This window comes from Arthrobacter sp. PvP023 (genome assembly GCF_017832975.1).
Taxonomy (GTDB): Bacteria; Actinomycetota; Actinomycetes; order Actinomycetales; family Micrococcaceae; genus Arthrobacter.
The window spans coordinates 12,504-28,459 of sequence record NZ_JAFIBI010000001.1; the positions used below are offsets into that span (position 1 = coordinate 12,504).

At 68.4% G+C, this 15,956-nt stretch carries 11 protein-coding genes; 2 read left to right on the plus strand and 9 right to left on the minus strand.

Annotation, left to right across the window (positions count from 1 at the left end; genetic code table 11):
- Positions 1–67 precede the first annotated feature (67 nt).
- Together JOE31_RS00060 and JOE31_RS00065 are read left to right on the plus strand one after the other, a co-directional pair.
- A complete protein-coding gene (locus JOE31_RS00060) occupies positions 68–1,789 on the plus strand; it encodes an HNH endonuclease signature motif containing protein (protein ID WP_209741573.1) in 1,722 nt (573 codons plus the stop codon).
- A 126-nt stretch (positions 1,790–1,915) separates the two neighbouring features.
- Complete coding sequence (locus JOE31_RS00065; RefSeq protein ID WP_209741574.1) at positions 1,916–2,983, plus strand: quercetin 2,3-dioxygenase; 1,068 nt, start codon at positions 1,916–1,918, stop codon at positions 2,981–2,983.
- 118 nt (positions 2,984–3,101) lie between these two features.
- Here the strand turns inward: JOE31_RS00065 and JOE31_RS00070 are convergent, their stop codons facing one another.
- From JOE31_RS00070 to JOE31_RS00110, 9 genes are all read right to left on the minus strand, one after another.
- A complete protein-coding gene (locus JOE31_RS00070) occupies positions 3,102–4,346 on the minus strand; it encodes a DUF3500 domain-containing protein (RefSeq protein WP_209741575.1) in 1,245 nt (414 codons plus the stop codon).
- On the minus strand, positions 4,324–6,144 hold the full coding sequence (locus tag JOE31_RS00075) for an FAD-dependent monooxygenase (RefSeq protein ID WP_209741576.1): 1,821 nt from the start codon (positions 6,142–6,144) through the stop codon (positions 4,324–4,326). Before JOE31_RS00075 ends, JOE31_RS00070 begins: the two co-directional genes overlap by 23 nt.
- Complete coding sequence (locus tag JOE31_RS00080; protein ID WP_209741577.1) at positions 6,144–7,073, minus strand: fumarylacetoacetate hydrolase family protein; 930 nt, start codon at positions 7,071–7,073, stop codon at positions 6,144–6,146. Before JOE31_RS00080 ends, JOE31_RS00075 begins: the two co-directional genes overlap by 1 nt.
- A 72-nt stretch (positions 7,074–7,145) precedes the next feature.
- Positions 7,146–7,994: an alpha/beta hydrolase gene (locus tag JOE31_RS00085; protein WP_209741578.1), complete on the minus strand. Its 849-nt coding sequence runs from the start codon at positions 7,992–7,994 to the stop codon at positions 7,146–7,148.
- Positions 7,995–8,092: 98 nt separating this feature from the next.
- Entirely contained in the window at positions 8,093–9,082 is a 990-nt protein-coding gene (locus JOE31_RS00090) for an alpha/beta hydrolase fold domain-containing protein (RefSeq protein WP_209741579.1), read from the minus strand.
- On the minus strand, positions 9,079–11,706 hold the full coding sequence (locus tag JOE31_RS00095) for a glycoside hydrolase family 78 protein (protein WP_209741580.1): 2,628 nt from the start codon (positions 11,704–11,706) through the stop codon (positions 9,079–9,081). The genes JOE31_RS00090 and JOE31_RS00095 overlap by 4 nt, the downstream gene beginning before the upstream one ends.
- Positions 11,707–11,830: 124 nt before the next feature.
- Complete coding sequence (locus JOE31_RS00100; protein WP_209741581.1) at positions 11,831–12,190, minus strand: VOC family protein; 360 nt, start codon at positions 12,188–12,190, stop codon at positions 11,831–11,833.
- 48 nt (positions 12,191–12,238) lie between these two features.
- Positions 12,239–13,198: an alpha/beta hydrolase gene (locus tag JOE31_RS00105; protein WP_209741582.1), complete on the minus strand. Its 960-nt coding sequence runs from the start codon at positions 13,196–13,198 to the stop codon at positions 12,239–12,241.
- Positions 13,195–15,945: an alpha-L-rhamnosidase gene (locus tag JOE31_RS00110; RefSeq protein ID WP_209741583.1), complete on the minus strand. Its 2,751-nt coding sequence runs from the start codon at positions 15,943–15,945 to the stop codon at positions 13,195–13,197. Before JOE31_RS00110 ends, JOE31_RS00105 begins: the two co-directional genes overlap by 4 nt.
- Positions 15,946–15,956: the final 11 nt, after the last annotated feature.

The window sequence follows — 15,956 nt, forward strand, 5'->3', positions numbered from 1 at the left end:
GCGGGGCCGGGTTACCTTGTCAGGCCGGCAAAGCTAAATTGTCACACCCCCGCGGCAGAGTTATCCCATGGAAGTTATGGGGGAACTTGCAGCAAGTGGGGCGTTGCGGTGGGCCAAGCTGCCCGCAGCTGCTTCATCCGCGCCTGTCCGCGGTTTGCGGAGTGTTCCCGCCGTATCCCCTCAGCCGGCGGCCACAGCGTTCGACGGCGGTGGTTCCGGTGAGCTGTCCCGGTGCCTTGAGCTGCTGGGGGCCATTAGTTCGACGGCGGCTGCGGACGCTGCGGTGTTGGGTTTCCGGGAGGCGGCTGACTTCGCCGCCAGCGTCGAGGAAGCCGCCCGGACGCTGGAATACCTTCAGGTTGTGGCTGCCGGGGCGGTGGACCGGTCGCGGCGCGAGGCCAGTGCTGCTGCGCGCTCGGGTGCTGGGGTTGGCTGGACCACCGGGTGGGGCAGCGAGACGGCTGTGCATGGGCCGATCGGCTGGGCGACCAGGACTCCGGCTTGCGGCCCGGGGGACAGCGATGGGGGCACAGAGGCCGCCGCGGGTCCCGTGCCAAGCCCAGAACCGCCAAGGTCCAATGATCCGGGTCCGGCCGATGACGGGTGCCGGAACACTACCGAGTTCCTGCGTATGAGACTGCGGATCGGTGCCGGCGAAGCCCGCCGCCGGCTCGCCCTGGCCGAGGCCGTGCTGCCCCGGGCCGGGATCACCGGCCACCCCCAGCCTCCGGAACGTCCCGTGCTCGCCGCGGCCGTGGCGTCCGGTTCAGTGGGTTCCCGTTCCGCGACGATCATCACCGTCGCCCTGGACCGGGTCCGGCATCACGCCCCTGCGGGCACCATGGCCCGGATGGAACACACCCTGACCCGCACCGCGGCCGAACAGGACACCGATTTCGTCGCCCGCGTCGCCCGCCACCTGGTTGAGGCGGCCGACCAGGACGGCAGCGAACCCTCCGAGGAGGAGCTCCGGCACCGGCAGGGCGTCTTCATCCGGAAACCCCGCCGCGGACTGCACCACGTGGAATTCTTCGCCACCCCGGACCAATACGAACCCCTCCTGACTGTGATGAACACCGCCACCAACCCCCGCACCCAACCAGGCGAACAGGATCTGGACCGGCGGACCCGGCCCCAGCAGCTCCTGGACGGCCTCGTCGGCGCCGCCAAGACCACACTCGCCACCGGAAACCTCCCCGCTGCCGGCGGTCTGCGTCCCCAGGTCATGGTCACCATTGACTACCGCGACCTCCTGGACCGCCTCGACCGGCTCGACCACAACAGCGACAGGCCAACCGGCACCACGGGCGCGGGCACGCCCGGCAATGGCAGCGCAACCGGCACCACGGGCACAGGGACCATCCCCGGTACGGGCTCGTTGACGTTCACCGGGCCCGTCACAGCCGCCACGGTCCGCAAGATCGCCTGCGACGCCGACATCATCCCCGTCCTCCTCGGCAGCCAGGGCCGCGTCCTGGACATCGGCAGGACCACCCGGATCTTCCCGCCCCACATCCGCAAAGCCCTCACCGCCCGCGACCAAGGCTGCGCGTTCCCGGGCTGCACCATCCCCGCCCCCTGGTGCGAAGCCCACCACATCACTTACTGGTCACACGGCGGAACCACCAGCACCGAGAACGGCACGCTGCTTTGCTCCCATCACCACCACCTGATCCACAAGGAACAGTGGCACATCCAGGTCAAAACCGGGATCCCGTGGTTCATCCCGCCACCCCATATCGACCCACGCCAAAAACCACAACGAAACAACTACTTCAGGCCCGAGTGATGCTGCACCATGCCGGTCCGCTGAAATGTGTTTCACTCATTGAAAACTCTGACGCCTTGGCTGCGGATTGGAGGGCATGCTGGTGACCACGCCACGGCGAAGCTCCGGACTGGAAAGAAGGAACCAATGTCCCTCAGCGTTGAGGAAATGAACACGCAACTCCCGGTGGCGAACGCGCTGCCCGGCGAGGCTGTCCCCTACTACATGGCCTCCGGGGAGGGCGCCCGATACGAGATCAACGGACAGCTGATCACCGTCATCGCCCGCGCTGCGGACACCGGAGGCATCTTTAGCGCCGCCTATATCTCCGGAGGCATGGGAGCCGAATCCCCCTTCGTGAGCCACAAGGTGGAGCACAAGACCCTGTACGTTTTCGACGGCATCCTGCACGTCTGGCTGCCTGGTGAGAGCCGCATCCTCACCCCGGGTGATTCGGTGGTGATCCCGCCCGGAACGCCGCACGCCTACCGCATGGCGAGCCACTACACGCGCTTCCTGAACTGGATGACCCCTGGTGGCGCCGAGGCGTACTACGAACGCGTCGGCACCCCCATCGATTCGCACGTCCCGCCCGTGCATGCGGGACACAAGCGCAGCGCCCAGGAGCAAGCCGAGGTTGGCGCGGAATTCGGCATCACCTTCCCGGACGTGGAGCGCGTGGCGCCCACGTTCCAGCAGGACGCCGGCCTTCCTGCCACGCAGAGTCCGTACTTCCTCAGTGCCGGCGAGGGTGAACGCCTGGTGAGCTACCAGACGATGTTCACGTACCTCTCCCGGCCGGCGAACACCGGTTCAAACTACTTCGCGGTGCACACCAAGGGAGCCAAATCCCCGTATATCCCGCTGCATTTCCACGAACAGCACACTGAGAACTTCCTGTGCACCGAGGGGCGGATGTGGCTTTACGCCAACGGCCGCGAAGTCCTGCTCACCAAGGGCGACTTCCTGCACGCCCCGGCCGGCACTATTCACTCGTTCGCGTTCGATGCGCACAACACCCAGATGGTGGGCTTCCTGACCCCGTCGGTCTTCAACGGTTTCTTTGAGTACTTCAATAAGCCCACCGAGGACTACATGTACACCGAAGGCGGTGCCCCGTACATGGACATGGAAGGCTTCGGCCGCGCCCAGGCCGAGATGGACCTCACCGTGGTCGGTCCCCCGCCGCAGCGTCGCGCGGCACTGGATATCTGACAAGCACCAACAACAACAGTGGCCCGGATCTCCGAAAGGAAGTCCGGGCCATTGTCTTTGAGGTCCACGGACCGCCGATTGCTCCAATAGTTGCCCTCATCGGTGCCCGGAAGGGCGGTTAATGAGCAGCCGACGGGAATTGCCGCACCAGTTCGCGGCCGTAGTCGTTGCCGTTGGGCGTGCGCAGGACGGTGTGCATGTGGAATGGCGCAGGCTCATCGTTGCTGAGGAAGACGCCCGTGTGGTGGTCCAGTTCCATCAACACCACCGGGCTCTGCAGCCGGAAGTAGAAGGCCTCCTGCCCCTCCCGGCCGCCGATCCAGCTGAACCAGCTCTCGCCGTAGTGCTCCTGGATCTCCCTGCGCCGCGCGGCCCTGGGTCCGTCCGGTAGATAGGCGATGAAATCCTCCACCACGTCATCCAGCACGGCTAGCGCCTGGGGCGGCAATGAGCTGACCGCAATGCCCTCGTAAGGAATCACCCGGTTGTCCTGGAAGCAGCCGCCCAGGTGCCGTTCGTCCCCGGGGTGGATCCGTCCCTCCGGCATGGCCGGGTCCACCATTGCGGCATAGATGGTTGCTTCGTGGCGGAGTCCCTCGGGCAGGGCACCCATGAGTTTCCGGGCCAGTGCGATGCGTTCCTTGAAGACTTTCACGCCCCGGTGCGGACCGGCGTCGATGCCATCCGGTTCAGCTCCGAGGAACACGGGTGAGATGACCATCTGCGTGCCCGTGACCAAACAGTTGAGCGCCACGTGGTGGCCGAACAGCTGCCAGCCCCACGGTTCATCCTCGGACGGCTCGCCGAAAAGGGCGAAGTTATAGCTGAACTCATTCATCAGCTGCGGCAGCTCCACCAGTTCACCCAGGAATCCGTTGATCCGCATGAGGTTCCTGGCGAGCTCGAAACCGGCCGGGCTCAGGCTCGCTTCCACCACCGCCAGGGCCGCATCGCGGAGGGGAGAATCCAGCTCGTCAAGGCGCAGCCCGGTGTCATGCTGCATGAACTCGGGGTTGGCCCAGCTTTGCCATTCGTGGGCGTCCACGGAGTAGCTCAACCGGGATGCCTGCTCCGGGGTGGCCATCTCGAGCATTTTCCGCCCGGCGGCCACCATCGCGGCCGTAGGGGCTTCCTCGCCCGCCCGCGCGGGTGCCAGCGGGTACAGCCCGGGGCGGATGACGCCGTCGTTCGTTACGCCCTTGAACGGTTCCGGGTAGAGCACCTCCCAGCCTCTGATCATGGGCCCGGCAAAGGAATCCGTCCTGGCGGCATCTGCATAGTCCCGGGCAGTGAGGCCGCGGATTTCGGCCACCCGCGGATGGTCCGGAGCGAAGAGGAAATCACGGAATGACGGCGCTGACACGGGAGTCCCTTTCGTTATGCTGCGTCGGGTTGAGCTGCGAAGAATGTCCGGGTGCGCTGCCCCAGCCGGCGGCCACGGACAGCGCTGCGGCCGCAGCTTCCGGCACGCTGCCGCGCCAGGCCACGTGCTGGTCGGGGCGGACCAGCACCGCGTCGGCTCCCCACAGGTCCGCCATCGGCGTCCCGTCGCCGGAAGGCCCGACGGCGGTGACGGTCACCGGGATTCCCCGCCGCTCCGCGGCTTCGAGGACCGGCGCGAAGACCTGGACTCCAGGCACTCCGCCCAGTACGGCGGCGTCGGCCAGGAGGGTGAAGCCTTGGCCGAGGAGGCTGTAAACGGACGTAGAGTCGTCCAGCCAGGCATGCGGAAGCAGCGCGCCCGGACTGGCCGAGACGACGTACCGGACGGGGTCCTCAACAGGAACCGGCGAGCCGTCCGGCACCACCAGGGGCGAATCCCCGTAGCTGTAGCCGAGCACCAGCCCCAGCGAATCGAACTCGCTCTGCTTCACGGCGAGCGCCTGGTAGGCCGCCTGCCGTGCCCGGAGACCGTCGTCGCCGGCGCGGCGCAGTGCCGGATCAGCGAAATGGTAGGCGAGGGCCTCGCCGTTGTTTGCGGCGTCCCGGATGGTTCGGGCCGCCACCGGACGGCGTTCCAGCCCGTAGCTGGCCAGGAGTTCCGGGCCGCCCCAGCCTGTGAGGCTGGCCGCGATTTTCCACGCCAGGTTCGCGGCGTCGCCGATGCACGTGTTGAAGCCGTGGCCGCCCCACGGAGGATTCAGGTGCGCCGCATCGCCCACCAGGAACACGCTGTCGCGGCCGTAGGCGGGGGCCAGGAGCATGCGGGCAGTCCAAGGGTCCGTGGCCACCACGTCGACGTCCACCTCTGCGCCCACCAGTTCATGGACCATGGCGACGGCGGCATCGACTTCCAGTGCGCCCGCGGCTTCGGCGTCCACGCCCTGGATGATGGCCCACCAGGTATCGGCGAGATCCATCCGGCCCACCATTCCGGCGGTTTCCCCGCCCACCACCCAGTACTGGACGGCCGGTGGCAGGGTGATCGCGGAACCCAGGTCCTTGGAGCGGAACATGATGCTGATGTTGGACAGTGCGGCGGAGCCGCCCTCGAGGCGGAGTCCCAGGCTGCGGCGCACGGCGGAGGACCCGCCGTCGGCACCGATCACGAAGTCGGCAGCGATGGTGCGGGTACGGCCCGCGCCGTCCGCCACCACGACGGCGGTTCCGGGCACTGGGGATTCGCGCACGACGGCGGTTCCGGGCACTGGGGATTCGGCAAGAGCAGTTTCGGGGTGAACAGCAACGTCTTCAACGTGCCACCCGGTCAGTAGGGTGACCAGCGGAGCCTCGGACACCGCCGCGCGGAAGACTTCCTCCAGGACGGGCTGCGGAACCTGCTGGCCGCATTCGGGCTGGGGGCCATAGCGGCCGGGCACCAGCTGGAAGGCGTGCTTGAAGGTCCGCAGTTCATGGGCGGCGGTGCCCGTGAGGCCGGTGCAGAAGGTCACGTCCTGGGCGTAGTCCACGGGCAGCGGTGCCGCGGCGCGAAGTGCGTCCGCCAGGCCGAGCCGGCGCAGGTGCGTCATGGTCCGGGCGTTGGTGGTCTTAGCGCGGGGCCGGGCCGGATCCACGGACGTCCGCGGCTCGATCACCACACTGGGAATGCCGCGGGAGGCCAGGTCCAGCGAGAGGAAGAGTCCGCTGGGGCCGCCGCCGGAGATCAGTACCTGAACCTCCTCCGGCAGCTCCTCAGGGGAGGCGGAATTCAACGTGGCCATCAGGCACGGCCACGGAGTGAGATGTCGCCGACAGGGGTCGTCAGAGTTCCCAGGCGGTCGATTTCGACCTCGACGGTGTCGCCGGGCTGGAGCAGCCACTGCGGGGTCCGGGCGTAGCCCACGCCCTCCGGGGTTCCGGTGGCGATCACATCCCCGGGGTGGAGGGTGAACGTCTGGCTGATCAGCGAAATGATTTCCGGCACCGGGAAGATCATGTCCCGCGTGTTGCCGTTCTGGACCTCGGTGCCGTTTACCCGGGTGCGGACCTGCAGGCCGTCCCGGAGGTCGCCCACCTCATCACGGCTGACGAGCGGCCCCAGCGGACCGCTGAAGTCGCCGTTCTTGCCCAGGGTCCACTGGGAGGTGAGCTTCTGGGCCCGGCGGGAGGTGATGTCGTTAAAAGTGGAGTAGCCAAAGACCGAGTCGCCCGCTTCGGCCTCATCAGCTGATTCCACCCGCCGGCCGATGTACGCTGCCACTTCGCCTTCCCAGTCCAGGCCATCCTCACCGGCGGGCACCGGGACCGTCACGTTCCCGACCGACAGCGAGGCCGTCCAGCGCCCGAACAGCGTGGGGTACGGGGGAAGGTCCTGGTCCTTGTAGCTGCCCTCCGCGGCGTGGGCCTTGTAGTTGAGGCCCACGCAAATGACCCGGGCCGATGCGGGCACCAGGGGCACCTCGGTGACGCTGCCGCGCTCAAGCCAACCGTCCTCGGACTGTGAGACGGCGGACAATGAGGAGTCGGACTGTGAGACGGCGGAAGGTGAGGCGCCGGGCTGCAAGGTGCCGGCCGTCAGCGAGACGGACTTGTCCTGCCAGCCGGCGGCGTCCGCCCAGAACTCGCCCACGGGCGCCAGGGGGAAGACGCGGGAATCCGCCAGGGCCGCTGCCCAGGATTCCCCGCGGTGGTTGATGCCGATGTACTGCATGTGGAGCCTTTCAGGTCTAGCCCGGGCACAAGGAATGCCGGTCAGGCTGGGTTCAAGTCAGGACGTGCAACGTCAGGAAGCCTGGGCTTGCCTGCGGAAAAAATCGATGGTGGCGTCCAGGACCTTCTCTGCCGCTGCCGGGCTCTTGTCCGGCAGCAGCCACATGTGGTCGGCGCCGTCAATGAGGTGAAGTTCGACGTCGGCCCCGGCAGCTCCCAGCGCCGCGGCAAACGAGGTGGACTGCGCCGGCGGAACGAACCGGTCAGCGGTGCCGTGGGCCAGGAAAAACGGCGGGGCGTTTCCGCCGACGTAGCTCAGCGGGCTCGCGGCTGCTGCCTTGTCCGGGGCATCAGCCGGCTGCGCCCCGATGAGGAGTGCCTCCCGGGAACCGGGGTCGTCTGCCGTTGCGACGGCGTCGGGCAGGGCCTGCGCTCCCATCCGGACCAAATCGGTGGGCGGGTACCAGGCGGCGACGGCGGCAACCGCTCCGGCCGGGGCACCGGAACCGTCCGCGCCCAGGCCCACCAGGCAGGCAAGGTGGCCGCCGGCGGAATCACCCCACGCATAGATCCTGCCGGGGTCGACGTGGAACTCCGCCGCGTTGGCCCGCAGCCAGGACACTGCCGCCGTGGCGTCTTCCAGCTGGGCGGGAAACACGGCCTGCGAGGACAGGCGGTAGTCCGCCGACACCACGACGAATCCGGCCGCCGCGACACGCTCAAAGGGAGTCAGCGAAAACCCGTCCGTGACCGGGCCGAGGGATGAACGCTCACCCACCCGCCAGCCGCCGCCATGGAAATGCACAACGGCCGGCATCGGGCCGTGGGAGGTTCCCTCCGCTGGCAGGTAAAGGTCCAGCAGCAACGGCAACCCGCCGGGACGCGAAAACTCGATCCCCTTCAGGACTTGTCCTGCAGTCATCAACGACTCCATCCGTTGCCATGGCCGGTATCAGGATCGATCCGGCGTCTCCCCTAAGCCTGCTGGACGGAATGCCCGCTGGAAACGGGAATTTTCAATCATTGGAACGGCTTCGCGGAACCCACTTCGTCCGCCAGGAACTGCAGGCCGCGCCGGACGATTCCCAGTCCGGCCGAGTGGTTCAGATACCCGTGCGTGGCGCCGGGCTCCAGCCTGTGCTCCACGGGGATCCCTGCGGCCCGGAGACCGCCAATGAACAGCTCGGCGGACTGGCGCAAGTCGTCGTATTCGGACACCAGGACGGCGGCCGGCGGCAGTCCGGCCGGATCCGCATGCCCGGGCATGGCGTAGGAGGATGCCATCAGGAGGGGGCCTCCGATGTAGTTCTCCACCATGGCGCGGCAATCGTCGGCCGTGAAGCGGAGGATCGGTGGAAGTCCGGCCATGCGGGCAGCTTCCGGTTCCCCTGATTCGGGCAGTTCCGCGTGCAGGAAAGGGTAGGCCAGCACCAGCTTTGCAGGCAACTGGTGGCCCGAATCCTTGAGGTACAGGGCGGCGCCGACTGCCAGGTTGCCGCCGGCGCTGGCTCCGCCCAGGCACAGTGTGCGGGGCTCAGCTCCCAGCTCCTCGGCGTGCTCCACTGCCCACAGCCAGGCCGCCAGGACATCCTCATGCGGCACCGGAAAATGCACGCCGTCGCGGGCGAGCCGGTAGTCCACGGACAGCACGATTCCGCCGCTCCTGGCGGCCACTTCCCGCGCCAGCTGGTCGGCTTCCCGCATGTCCAGCCCGCCCCCGGCGAAACCGCCGCCGTGCAACCACACGAGGGCGGGAAGGCCGCCGTCAGAAACGCCGTCTGCTGCAGCGCCTCCGTCGGACGGACCGCCGTAAATGCGGACCGGCACCGGGCCGTTGGGGCCAGGTACGTCCACGGTCCGGACCGCGACGTCGGGCGCCTGATACGGGGCCGTGCCGGCGCTGAAGGCCTCCAGCCGCTGCTGGCCCGAGGGATCTCCAAGGAGCTCGGCAAAGGAGCCGGCGCCGGCCACGTGGTGCATGAGGCCGGCCAGCTCCGGATCCAGGCTCATGGGCGTGCCGCGAGCTCGGGAGCCCTGCCAGCGCCGTGGGGCTGCGCCGCGACGCAGCTGAACGAATGCGTTCCGGAGCCTACCTCGTGGGCGCTCCCCTCAGCGTCGGGCAGCACCACAATGGCTGTGCAGCCGGCCGGCACCGTCACCTGCAGGGTGAACTCCGGGCCGGCCAGGTCCCAGCGGACCGCGGCAATCCCGTAGGGCGTCTCGTGCCGGGCCTGTGCCCAGTCCAGTCCGCCGCCGGGCCGGGGACGGACCAGGAGCTTCCGGTAGCCCGGTTCAGCCGGTGCCAGTCCCGCGAGGCTGCGGTGCATCCAGTCGGCCACCGCACCCAGGGCGTAGTGGTTGAAGGACGTCATCTCGCCTTCGTTGATGCTGCCGTCCGGAAGCATGGAATCCCAGCGTTCCCAGATAGTGGTGGCACCCATGGTCACGGGGTAGAGCCAGGACGGGCATTCCGTCTGGAGCAGCAGGCTGTAGGCCGCCGCCGTGTAGCCGTGGTCGGTCAGCGCGTCGCACACCAGCGGTGTCCCCACGAAGCCGGTGGCGATGCGGTAGCCATCGGCCTCCACTGCCGCAGCCAGGCCGGCGGCAGCCACGGCTTCCTCCCCGCCTTCCAGCAGTCCGAAGCTCAACGCCACGGCGTAGGCCGTCTGGGTGGGCGGGAGCAGCTCGCCGCCGTCGGCAATGTATCGCTCGCGGAACACCGCAGCAGCCCGCTGCGAAAGCTCAGCCAGGGCGGCGGAGTCCTCCCCCAGCAGCTCCGCGGCCTCGCCGGCCACGCGGGCCGAGTACGCCAGGTAGGCCTGGGCCACCAGCTGCCACGGCGTCCGGGCAGCGCCTGGTTCGTTCGGGGGCGCCGCCGGATCCAGCCAATCACCGAACTGGAAGCCCTGTTCGAACCACAGCTCCGGTCCGGCGGCCCCGGCAGCAGCCTCCAGCCATGCGATCATTCCCGGCAGCTGCCGTCGCAGGAACTCCAGGTCGCCGGTGCGCTGGTACAGCACCCAGGGAACCAGCACGGCCGCGTCACCCCACGCGGCCATCACCGGGCGGACAGGAAACGGCGGCTTGTCGAACGTTACTTCGGGGACAACCAGCGGCGGAGGTCCGTCGGTACCTTGCTCGGCGGCCAGGTCCTTCAGCCAGGACGCTGTGAAGCCTGGGATCCGGTAGAGGAAGGACGCCGTTGCTGCGAAAATCTGGAAGTCGCCCGTCCAGCCGAGCCGCTCGTTGCGCTGCGGGCAGTCCGTTGGCACATCAACGAAGTTTCCGCGCATGCCCCACACCACGTTGGAATGGAGCTGGTTCAGCATGGGGTCGGAACATTCGAAGGAACCGGTCCGCACCAGGTCTGAGTGAACGACGACGGCCGTGAACGCCCCCGGGTCCAGGGCACCTGGCCAGCCGGACACCTCCACATAACGGAAGCCGTGGATGGTGAACTCGGGCTCCCAGACTTCCTCGCGACCCCCGCGCAGTATGTACCGGTCGGTCTGCTTGGCGACCCGCAGGGGCCTGGTGCCCAGTTCTCCGTGTTCCAGGACTTCGGCGTGGCGCAGGACCAGCTCCGTGCCGGCTTCTCCGCTGACCCGGAGGCGTACGTGGCCCACCAGGTCCTGGCCGAAGTCCAGGATGGTCTTCCCGGACGGTGTGCCCAGCACGGCGCGCACGGGCAGCTCCTCGGTGGCCCGCACCGGAGGACCGTCCGGGGCCACCAGCACCGACGCATCGAAGTCCTCCACGACGGCGGGGTCCAGGGCGGCATCCTCAGACCCTGCCCAGCCGCCGTCCTCCAGCCGGGCGTCATACGTTTCGCCGTTGTAGAGATCGGCCCCGAGCACCGGGCTCCTGCCTGCCAGCCAGGAGCTGTCGGTTCCGATGACCGTGATCCGGCCGCCGTCGTCGGCAAATTCCAGTTGGGCGATCGCCGCGGTGCGGTCACCGTAGGTGTTGCGCTTGTCCTGGAACCCCAGATAGCCGCGCCACCAGCCGTCGGCGAGTTCGAGTCCGATGACATTGGTGCCGGGCCGCAGGTAGTCCGTGACGTCGTGGGTCTGGTAGCGGAGGCGGTGGTGGTAGCTGGTCCAGCCCGGCGCCAGGCGGTCGCTGCCCACGCGCCGGCCGTTGATCGAGGCGACGTAAACCCCGTGGGCGCTGGCGTAGAGGCGTGCGGAAGCCACCGGGCCGGTGACGTCGAACGTCCGGCTCAGCCGGGAGGCGGGTTCCGTGTCCTCGCTCGCTTCGTCCCGGGCCGGCCGGATCATCGCCGCCTGCCAGTCCGTGGGGTTCAGGAGCCCGGCTTCGACGTGGGTGACGGGGCCCCATTCGGAGGGACCGCCGTCGTCGTTGCCCCACACGCGCACCCGTGCGGCGACGCGCTGGCGGCTCTGCAGCGGCGGTGCCGGCCACGGCTGGAGGAGCTGTCCGGCGGATTCGGTCCGGCCATAGCTCGCCAAGCTGCCTTCGTCGGGGCCGAGCTCCAGCTCGTAGGCGGCCTGCACCCAGTCCGGTGTTTCGGTGCTGACCTGCCAGGACAGCCGCGGCCGGCTTTCACCGATGCCGAAAGGCTCCTCATGGTGCTCGAAGCGGAGGGCGGAGAGGCGGGATGGTTGAGTCAACGTCGGCTCGATTCGTTACGAAGGGGAAGTTTTCAGGCTTCCCCCAGCGTCCCGGGAACGGCCCTGGGCCCGCTAGCGGAGTTTCATTGACTGGAAACCGTGTCCCTGGAGCCCTCGAATCCGCCTAGTCCACGCAAAGACAGAAAGGGTGGCCGGCAGGATCCAGGAAAACACGGAACGTGGTGCCGGGCTGCGTCTCCGCCTTGGTGGCCCCGAGCTTGACGGCCTCCTTTTCGCCTTCGTCCAGGTCCTGCACCATCAGGTCGAGGTGCATCTGCTGGGGAACGGCCTGGCCCGGCCATTCCGGCGCCCGGTACTCCTCGACCTGCTGGAAGGAAATGCAGTTGCTGCCGTCGTCGGGTCGGATCTCGGCCCAATCGCCGTCATCCTTCACGTTCCAGCCAAGCAGGGCAGCGTAAAAGTCCGCCAGGGCACGGGCGTCGGGGCAGTCAATAACTAAACCTGGGTAGCGTGCGATAGCCATATCGGCATGCTACCGCCCGCCGTCAGCCCTGTCTTCAATCCCGCGGGCCTAAAGCTCGCGGACGAAATAGTCCACTGCCATGCTGAGGATTCCGTCCAGCTGGTCTTCGGCAAAGAAGAAGCAGTGGTCGCCGCCCCGGATGGTGACGAGTTCGTTGCGGACACCGGCGTCCGTCAGCGCCGCGGCCAGCAGTTCGCTCTGGGACAGCGGGACCAGGCCGTCGCTGTCGCCGTGGATCAGCAGGAACGGCGGTGCGTCGGCAGTGACGTGGCCCAGCGGGCTGGCCGCCGCCAGGAGGGCGGGATCGGCAGTTCCGCCCACCAGCATGGGACCCGGTTCCATGGTCATGCCCGGCGGCAGCGCAGCCACGAGGGCACCGGACATCGGGCCGGAGGGCATGTCCATCGGCGGCATGTCCGGCAATGAGGACACACCGTAGAAATCGACGACGGCGCTGACGGCACTGGAATGCCCCTGCACGCCCAGCCCGCCCTCGAGGTCCTCACGCGTCCCCGTGACACCCAGCAAGGCAGCGAGGTGTCCGCCGGCGGACTCGCCCCAGGTGCCGACGCGGTCCGGGTCGATGCCCAGGGCATCAGCATGTTCCCGGAGGTACCGGACGGCGGCTTTCAGGTCGTGCAGCTGCGCCGGGAAGGGCGCTTCCAGGGCATGGCGGTAGTCCACGGTGGCGCACGCGATCCCGGCCTCATTCAGCAGCCGGAAGACCGAATCCCGGGCAAAGGTGGGCGGCAGTTCGCGGCGGTCACCGAGCTGGAAGGCTCCGCCATGGATCCACACCACCACCGGGACGGGGCCGGGGGCCGTGCGCGGCAGCCAGATGTCCATGGCCAAACGCCGGAAGCCGACGGCGATCGCGTAGCTGAGTTCGCGGTGCACCAGGGAATTTGCAGATACTTCCTCGGGCGTTCCCGGGGCGTGGAAGGCCGGGAACGGAGGCGGTGCGGGCATCCTTGCCGGCGCCGCTGTGGTTTCTGTTTCCTGGGTCATGATGTGCTCCTTAGGAGATCCGGTGAGGTATCTGCGCTGCGCGTCGAAGCGGCGAAGGTATGGGTTCCGGGCCCGACGGCGGCGGCCGGCTCACCGGGCATGCGGATGTCCGCTGTGGTACCGGACGGTATGGTCGCCGTGAGCGCCAGCACGCCGTCGTTGATGCTCCAGTCCACGTCGATAAGGCCCTGCGGGCCCCGGTGCGAGGTGCTGGCGGAGGTCAGGCCGGCGCCCGGCCGTGGCTCGATGATGACCCGCTCCCAGCCTGCACTCCCGGGTGCCTGGCGCAGTCCGGCGGTATAACGGTGCAGGAACGAGACCACGGCACCCTTGCTGTAGTGGTTCAGTGAACCCTGGGTGCTGCCGTCCGGGCCGATTCCATCCCAGTCCTCCCAGATGGTGGTGGCGCCGCGGTCCACCATCACCAGCCAGGACGGAGCGGAGTCCTGCATGAGCAGCTCGTATGCCAGGTTCAGCTGTCCGTTGTCCGCGAGCGCCGGCAGCAGGTACGGCGTGGCCAGGAAGCCGGTGCCCAGGTGGGTGCCCGTTTCCCTGACCAGTCTGGCGAGCTGGTCTGTGACGGCGGGGCGGGCAGTGTCCGGCACCAGGTCGAAGGCGAGCGCCCGCACGCAGTTGGCCTGAGTGCCTCCGCGCACCGTTTGGTCGGACACTGTTTGTTCTGACACTGTTCCGCCGGCCAGCAGGTATTCCTGTTGCCAGGCCCGGCGGACGTTCTCGGACAGCTCCCCCAGTTCGCGGGCTTCCGCGTCGCGGCCCAGGACGGCGGCAACCTTGGCCATGATGGCGGAGGAGTGCCGGTAGAACGCGGTGGCCACAATGCCGTTGTCCAGGGACCGGGAGGCAAAAAGGTCCGGGGCCGGGCCACCCGGTTCCATCCATTCCCCGAAATGGAAGCCGGTGTCCCAGAGGTACCGCTCGTGTTCCTCGGGGGCGGGGTGAAGCGCCGCCCTGGCCGGGTGCCGGTTCCCCTCAGCGGAGCTGCGGACGAAGCCGAGCCAGCGGTTCATTGCGTCCCAGTTCTCTTCCAGGATCACCGTGTCACCGGTGGCGAGGTGGATCTCCCAGGGCACCATGACGATCGCGTCGCCCCATCCTGCGGACCCGTTCGTGAAGGCCATGAACTCGGCACCGGTCACCTCGGGCCCGGGCGACGGCGAGATGTTGACGATCACGCCGTTCTCCCACTGGTCGGCGCGGACATCGTTGAGCCACTTCCGTGAAAAGCCTGCCACGTCGTAAAGGTAGGCGGCAGCGGGCACAAACAGCTGCCAGTCGCCGGTCCAGCCCGCCTTCTCGCGCTGCGGGCAGTCCGTGGGGACCTCGCAGGCGTTGCCGCGGAAGCTCCAGTCCACAATCCCGTGCAGCTTGTTGAGCCGGCCGTCGCTGCAGCTGAAGGTCCCCAGGCGCTCCAGGTCGGTCTGGACCATGCAGCCGGTGATGTCCCCGGGTTCCAGGGTTTCAGCCAGGCCCCGGACGGACACGTACTGGAAGCCGTGGGCGGTGTGGCGGGGTTCGAACACTTCGCCGGGCACGCCCGCGGAGACCACCGAATCCACCTGCCCGGCGTCGAGGAACTGGCCGGGGTTCTTGAAGTCGATGGGGCGGAGGTGGTCCCGGGTGACCTCGCCGCCGGCGTCGAGTGCTTCCCCGTACACCAGCGTCACCTCGGTGCCGGCCGCGCCGAGACGATTGAGCCGCACCCAGCCGTTGATGTTCTGTCCCAGGTCCACAACCTGGTGGCCGCCCGGCTGCCGGGTGATGGACACCGGGGCGAGCTCTTCCACGATCCGTGTGGGCGGCGCCACCGGCCCGGTCAGGGTGGCGAAGGCCAGGGTCTCGAAGCTCCCCTCGCGAAGGACCGCGTGCACCGCCTTCTGGCCATCAGCCGCCTTCCGGTCGCTGCGGCGGAGGTCCACTCGCTGGCCTTCCATCAGGTCCGCTGCGATGATCTCCGTCGCGGAAACAAGCCACGTCTCATCGGTACCGATGACTGCCCGGGCTCCCGCGGACTCAATTTCCAGCTGCGCCAGGAACGCCGTCCGCGTGCCGTACATGTCGGCGTCGCGCGTGAACCCAAAGGAACCGCGGAACCATCCGTCAGTAAGGACGGCGCGCACGGTGTTGGAGCCGGGCCGGAGCAGCGGGGCGACGTCGTAGGCCTGCACCTGCAGGGTGCTGTGGTAGCTCGTGGAGCCGGGGGTGAGCTGCTGGTCCCCCACCCGCTGCCCGTTGATGAACAGCTCGTAGATCCCGTGCGCCGTCGCATAGGCGCGCGCGGCATCCGGCACGGCGCCCACGGTGAAGTCGCGGTGCAGGGCATAGCCCGGGCGTTGCCCCGGGGCAGGGACAACCGGTTCATCGGGGCCGATCCACCGGGCGCTCCAGTCGCCGGGGTGCAGCAGGCCCAGCTCCACGGACATGGGCTCGGACCAGCCGGACAGCGCCTCGGTGCCGTCCGGTGCCACGTTCCAGGTCCGGACCTTCCACTCGAAGCGGTCGCGGGACTTAAGGTTCGGCCCGCCATAGGACACAAAGCCGTGCACGTCCGAGTCCACGTGCCCGGAGTCCCAGCCGTTGCTCGTGCTGAGCTGGTAGGCGGCCTGCCGGAGGGTGCCGGGCGGCGGCGTCCAGCTGAACCGCGGCGCCGTGTCAGTAATGCCGAAGGCCTCTGCCAGGTGATTGGTCCGCAGGCGGGTGGGACCCGGGGATGCGCGGTGGTCAGCCAAGGCCGGCTCCC

Coding starts and splice junctions, on each gene's coding strand:
- JOE31_RS00085 (WP_209741578.1), bottom strand. CDS start 7,994: ATGACTGCAGGACAAGTCCTGAAGGGGATCGAGTTTTCGCGTCCCGGC.
- JOE31_RS00065 (WP_209741574.1), top strand. CDS start 1,916: ATGTCCCTCAGCGTTGAGGAAATGAACACGCAACTCCCGGTGGCGAAC.
- JOE31_RS00090 (WP_209741579.1), bottom strand. CDS start 9,082: ATGAGCCTGGATCCGGAGCTGGCCGGCCTCATGCACCACGTGGCCGGC.
- JOE31_RS00105 (WP_209741582.1), bottom strand. CDS start 13,198: ATGACCCAGGAAACAGAAACCACAGCGGCGCCGGCAAGGATGCCCGCA.
- JOE31_RS00060 (WP_209741573.1), top strand. CDS start 68: ATGGAAGTTATGGGGGAACTTGCAGCAAGTGGGGCGTTGCGGTGGGCC.
- JOE31_RS00100 (WP_209741581.1), bottom strand. CDS start 12,190: ATGGCTATCGCACGCTACCCAGGTTTAGTTATTGACTGCCCCGACGCC.
- JOE31_RS00075 (WP_209741576.1), bottom strand. CDS start 6,144: ATGGCCACGTTGAATTCCGCCTCCCCTGAGGAGCTGCCGGAGGAGGTT.
- JOE31_RS00080 (WP_209741577.1), bottom strand. CDS start 7,073: ATGCAGTACATCGGCATCAACCACCGCGGGGAATCCTGGGCAGCGGCC.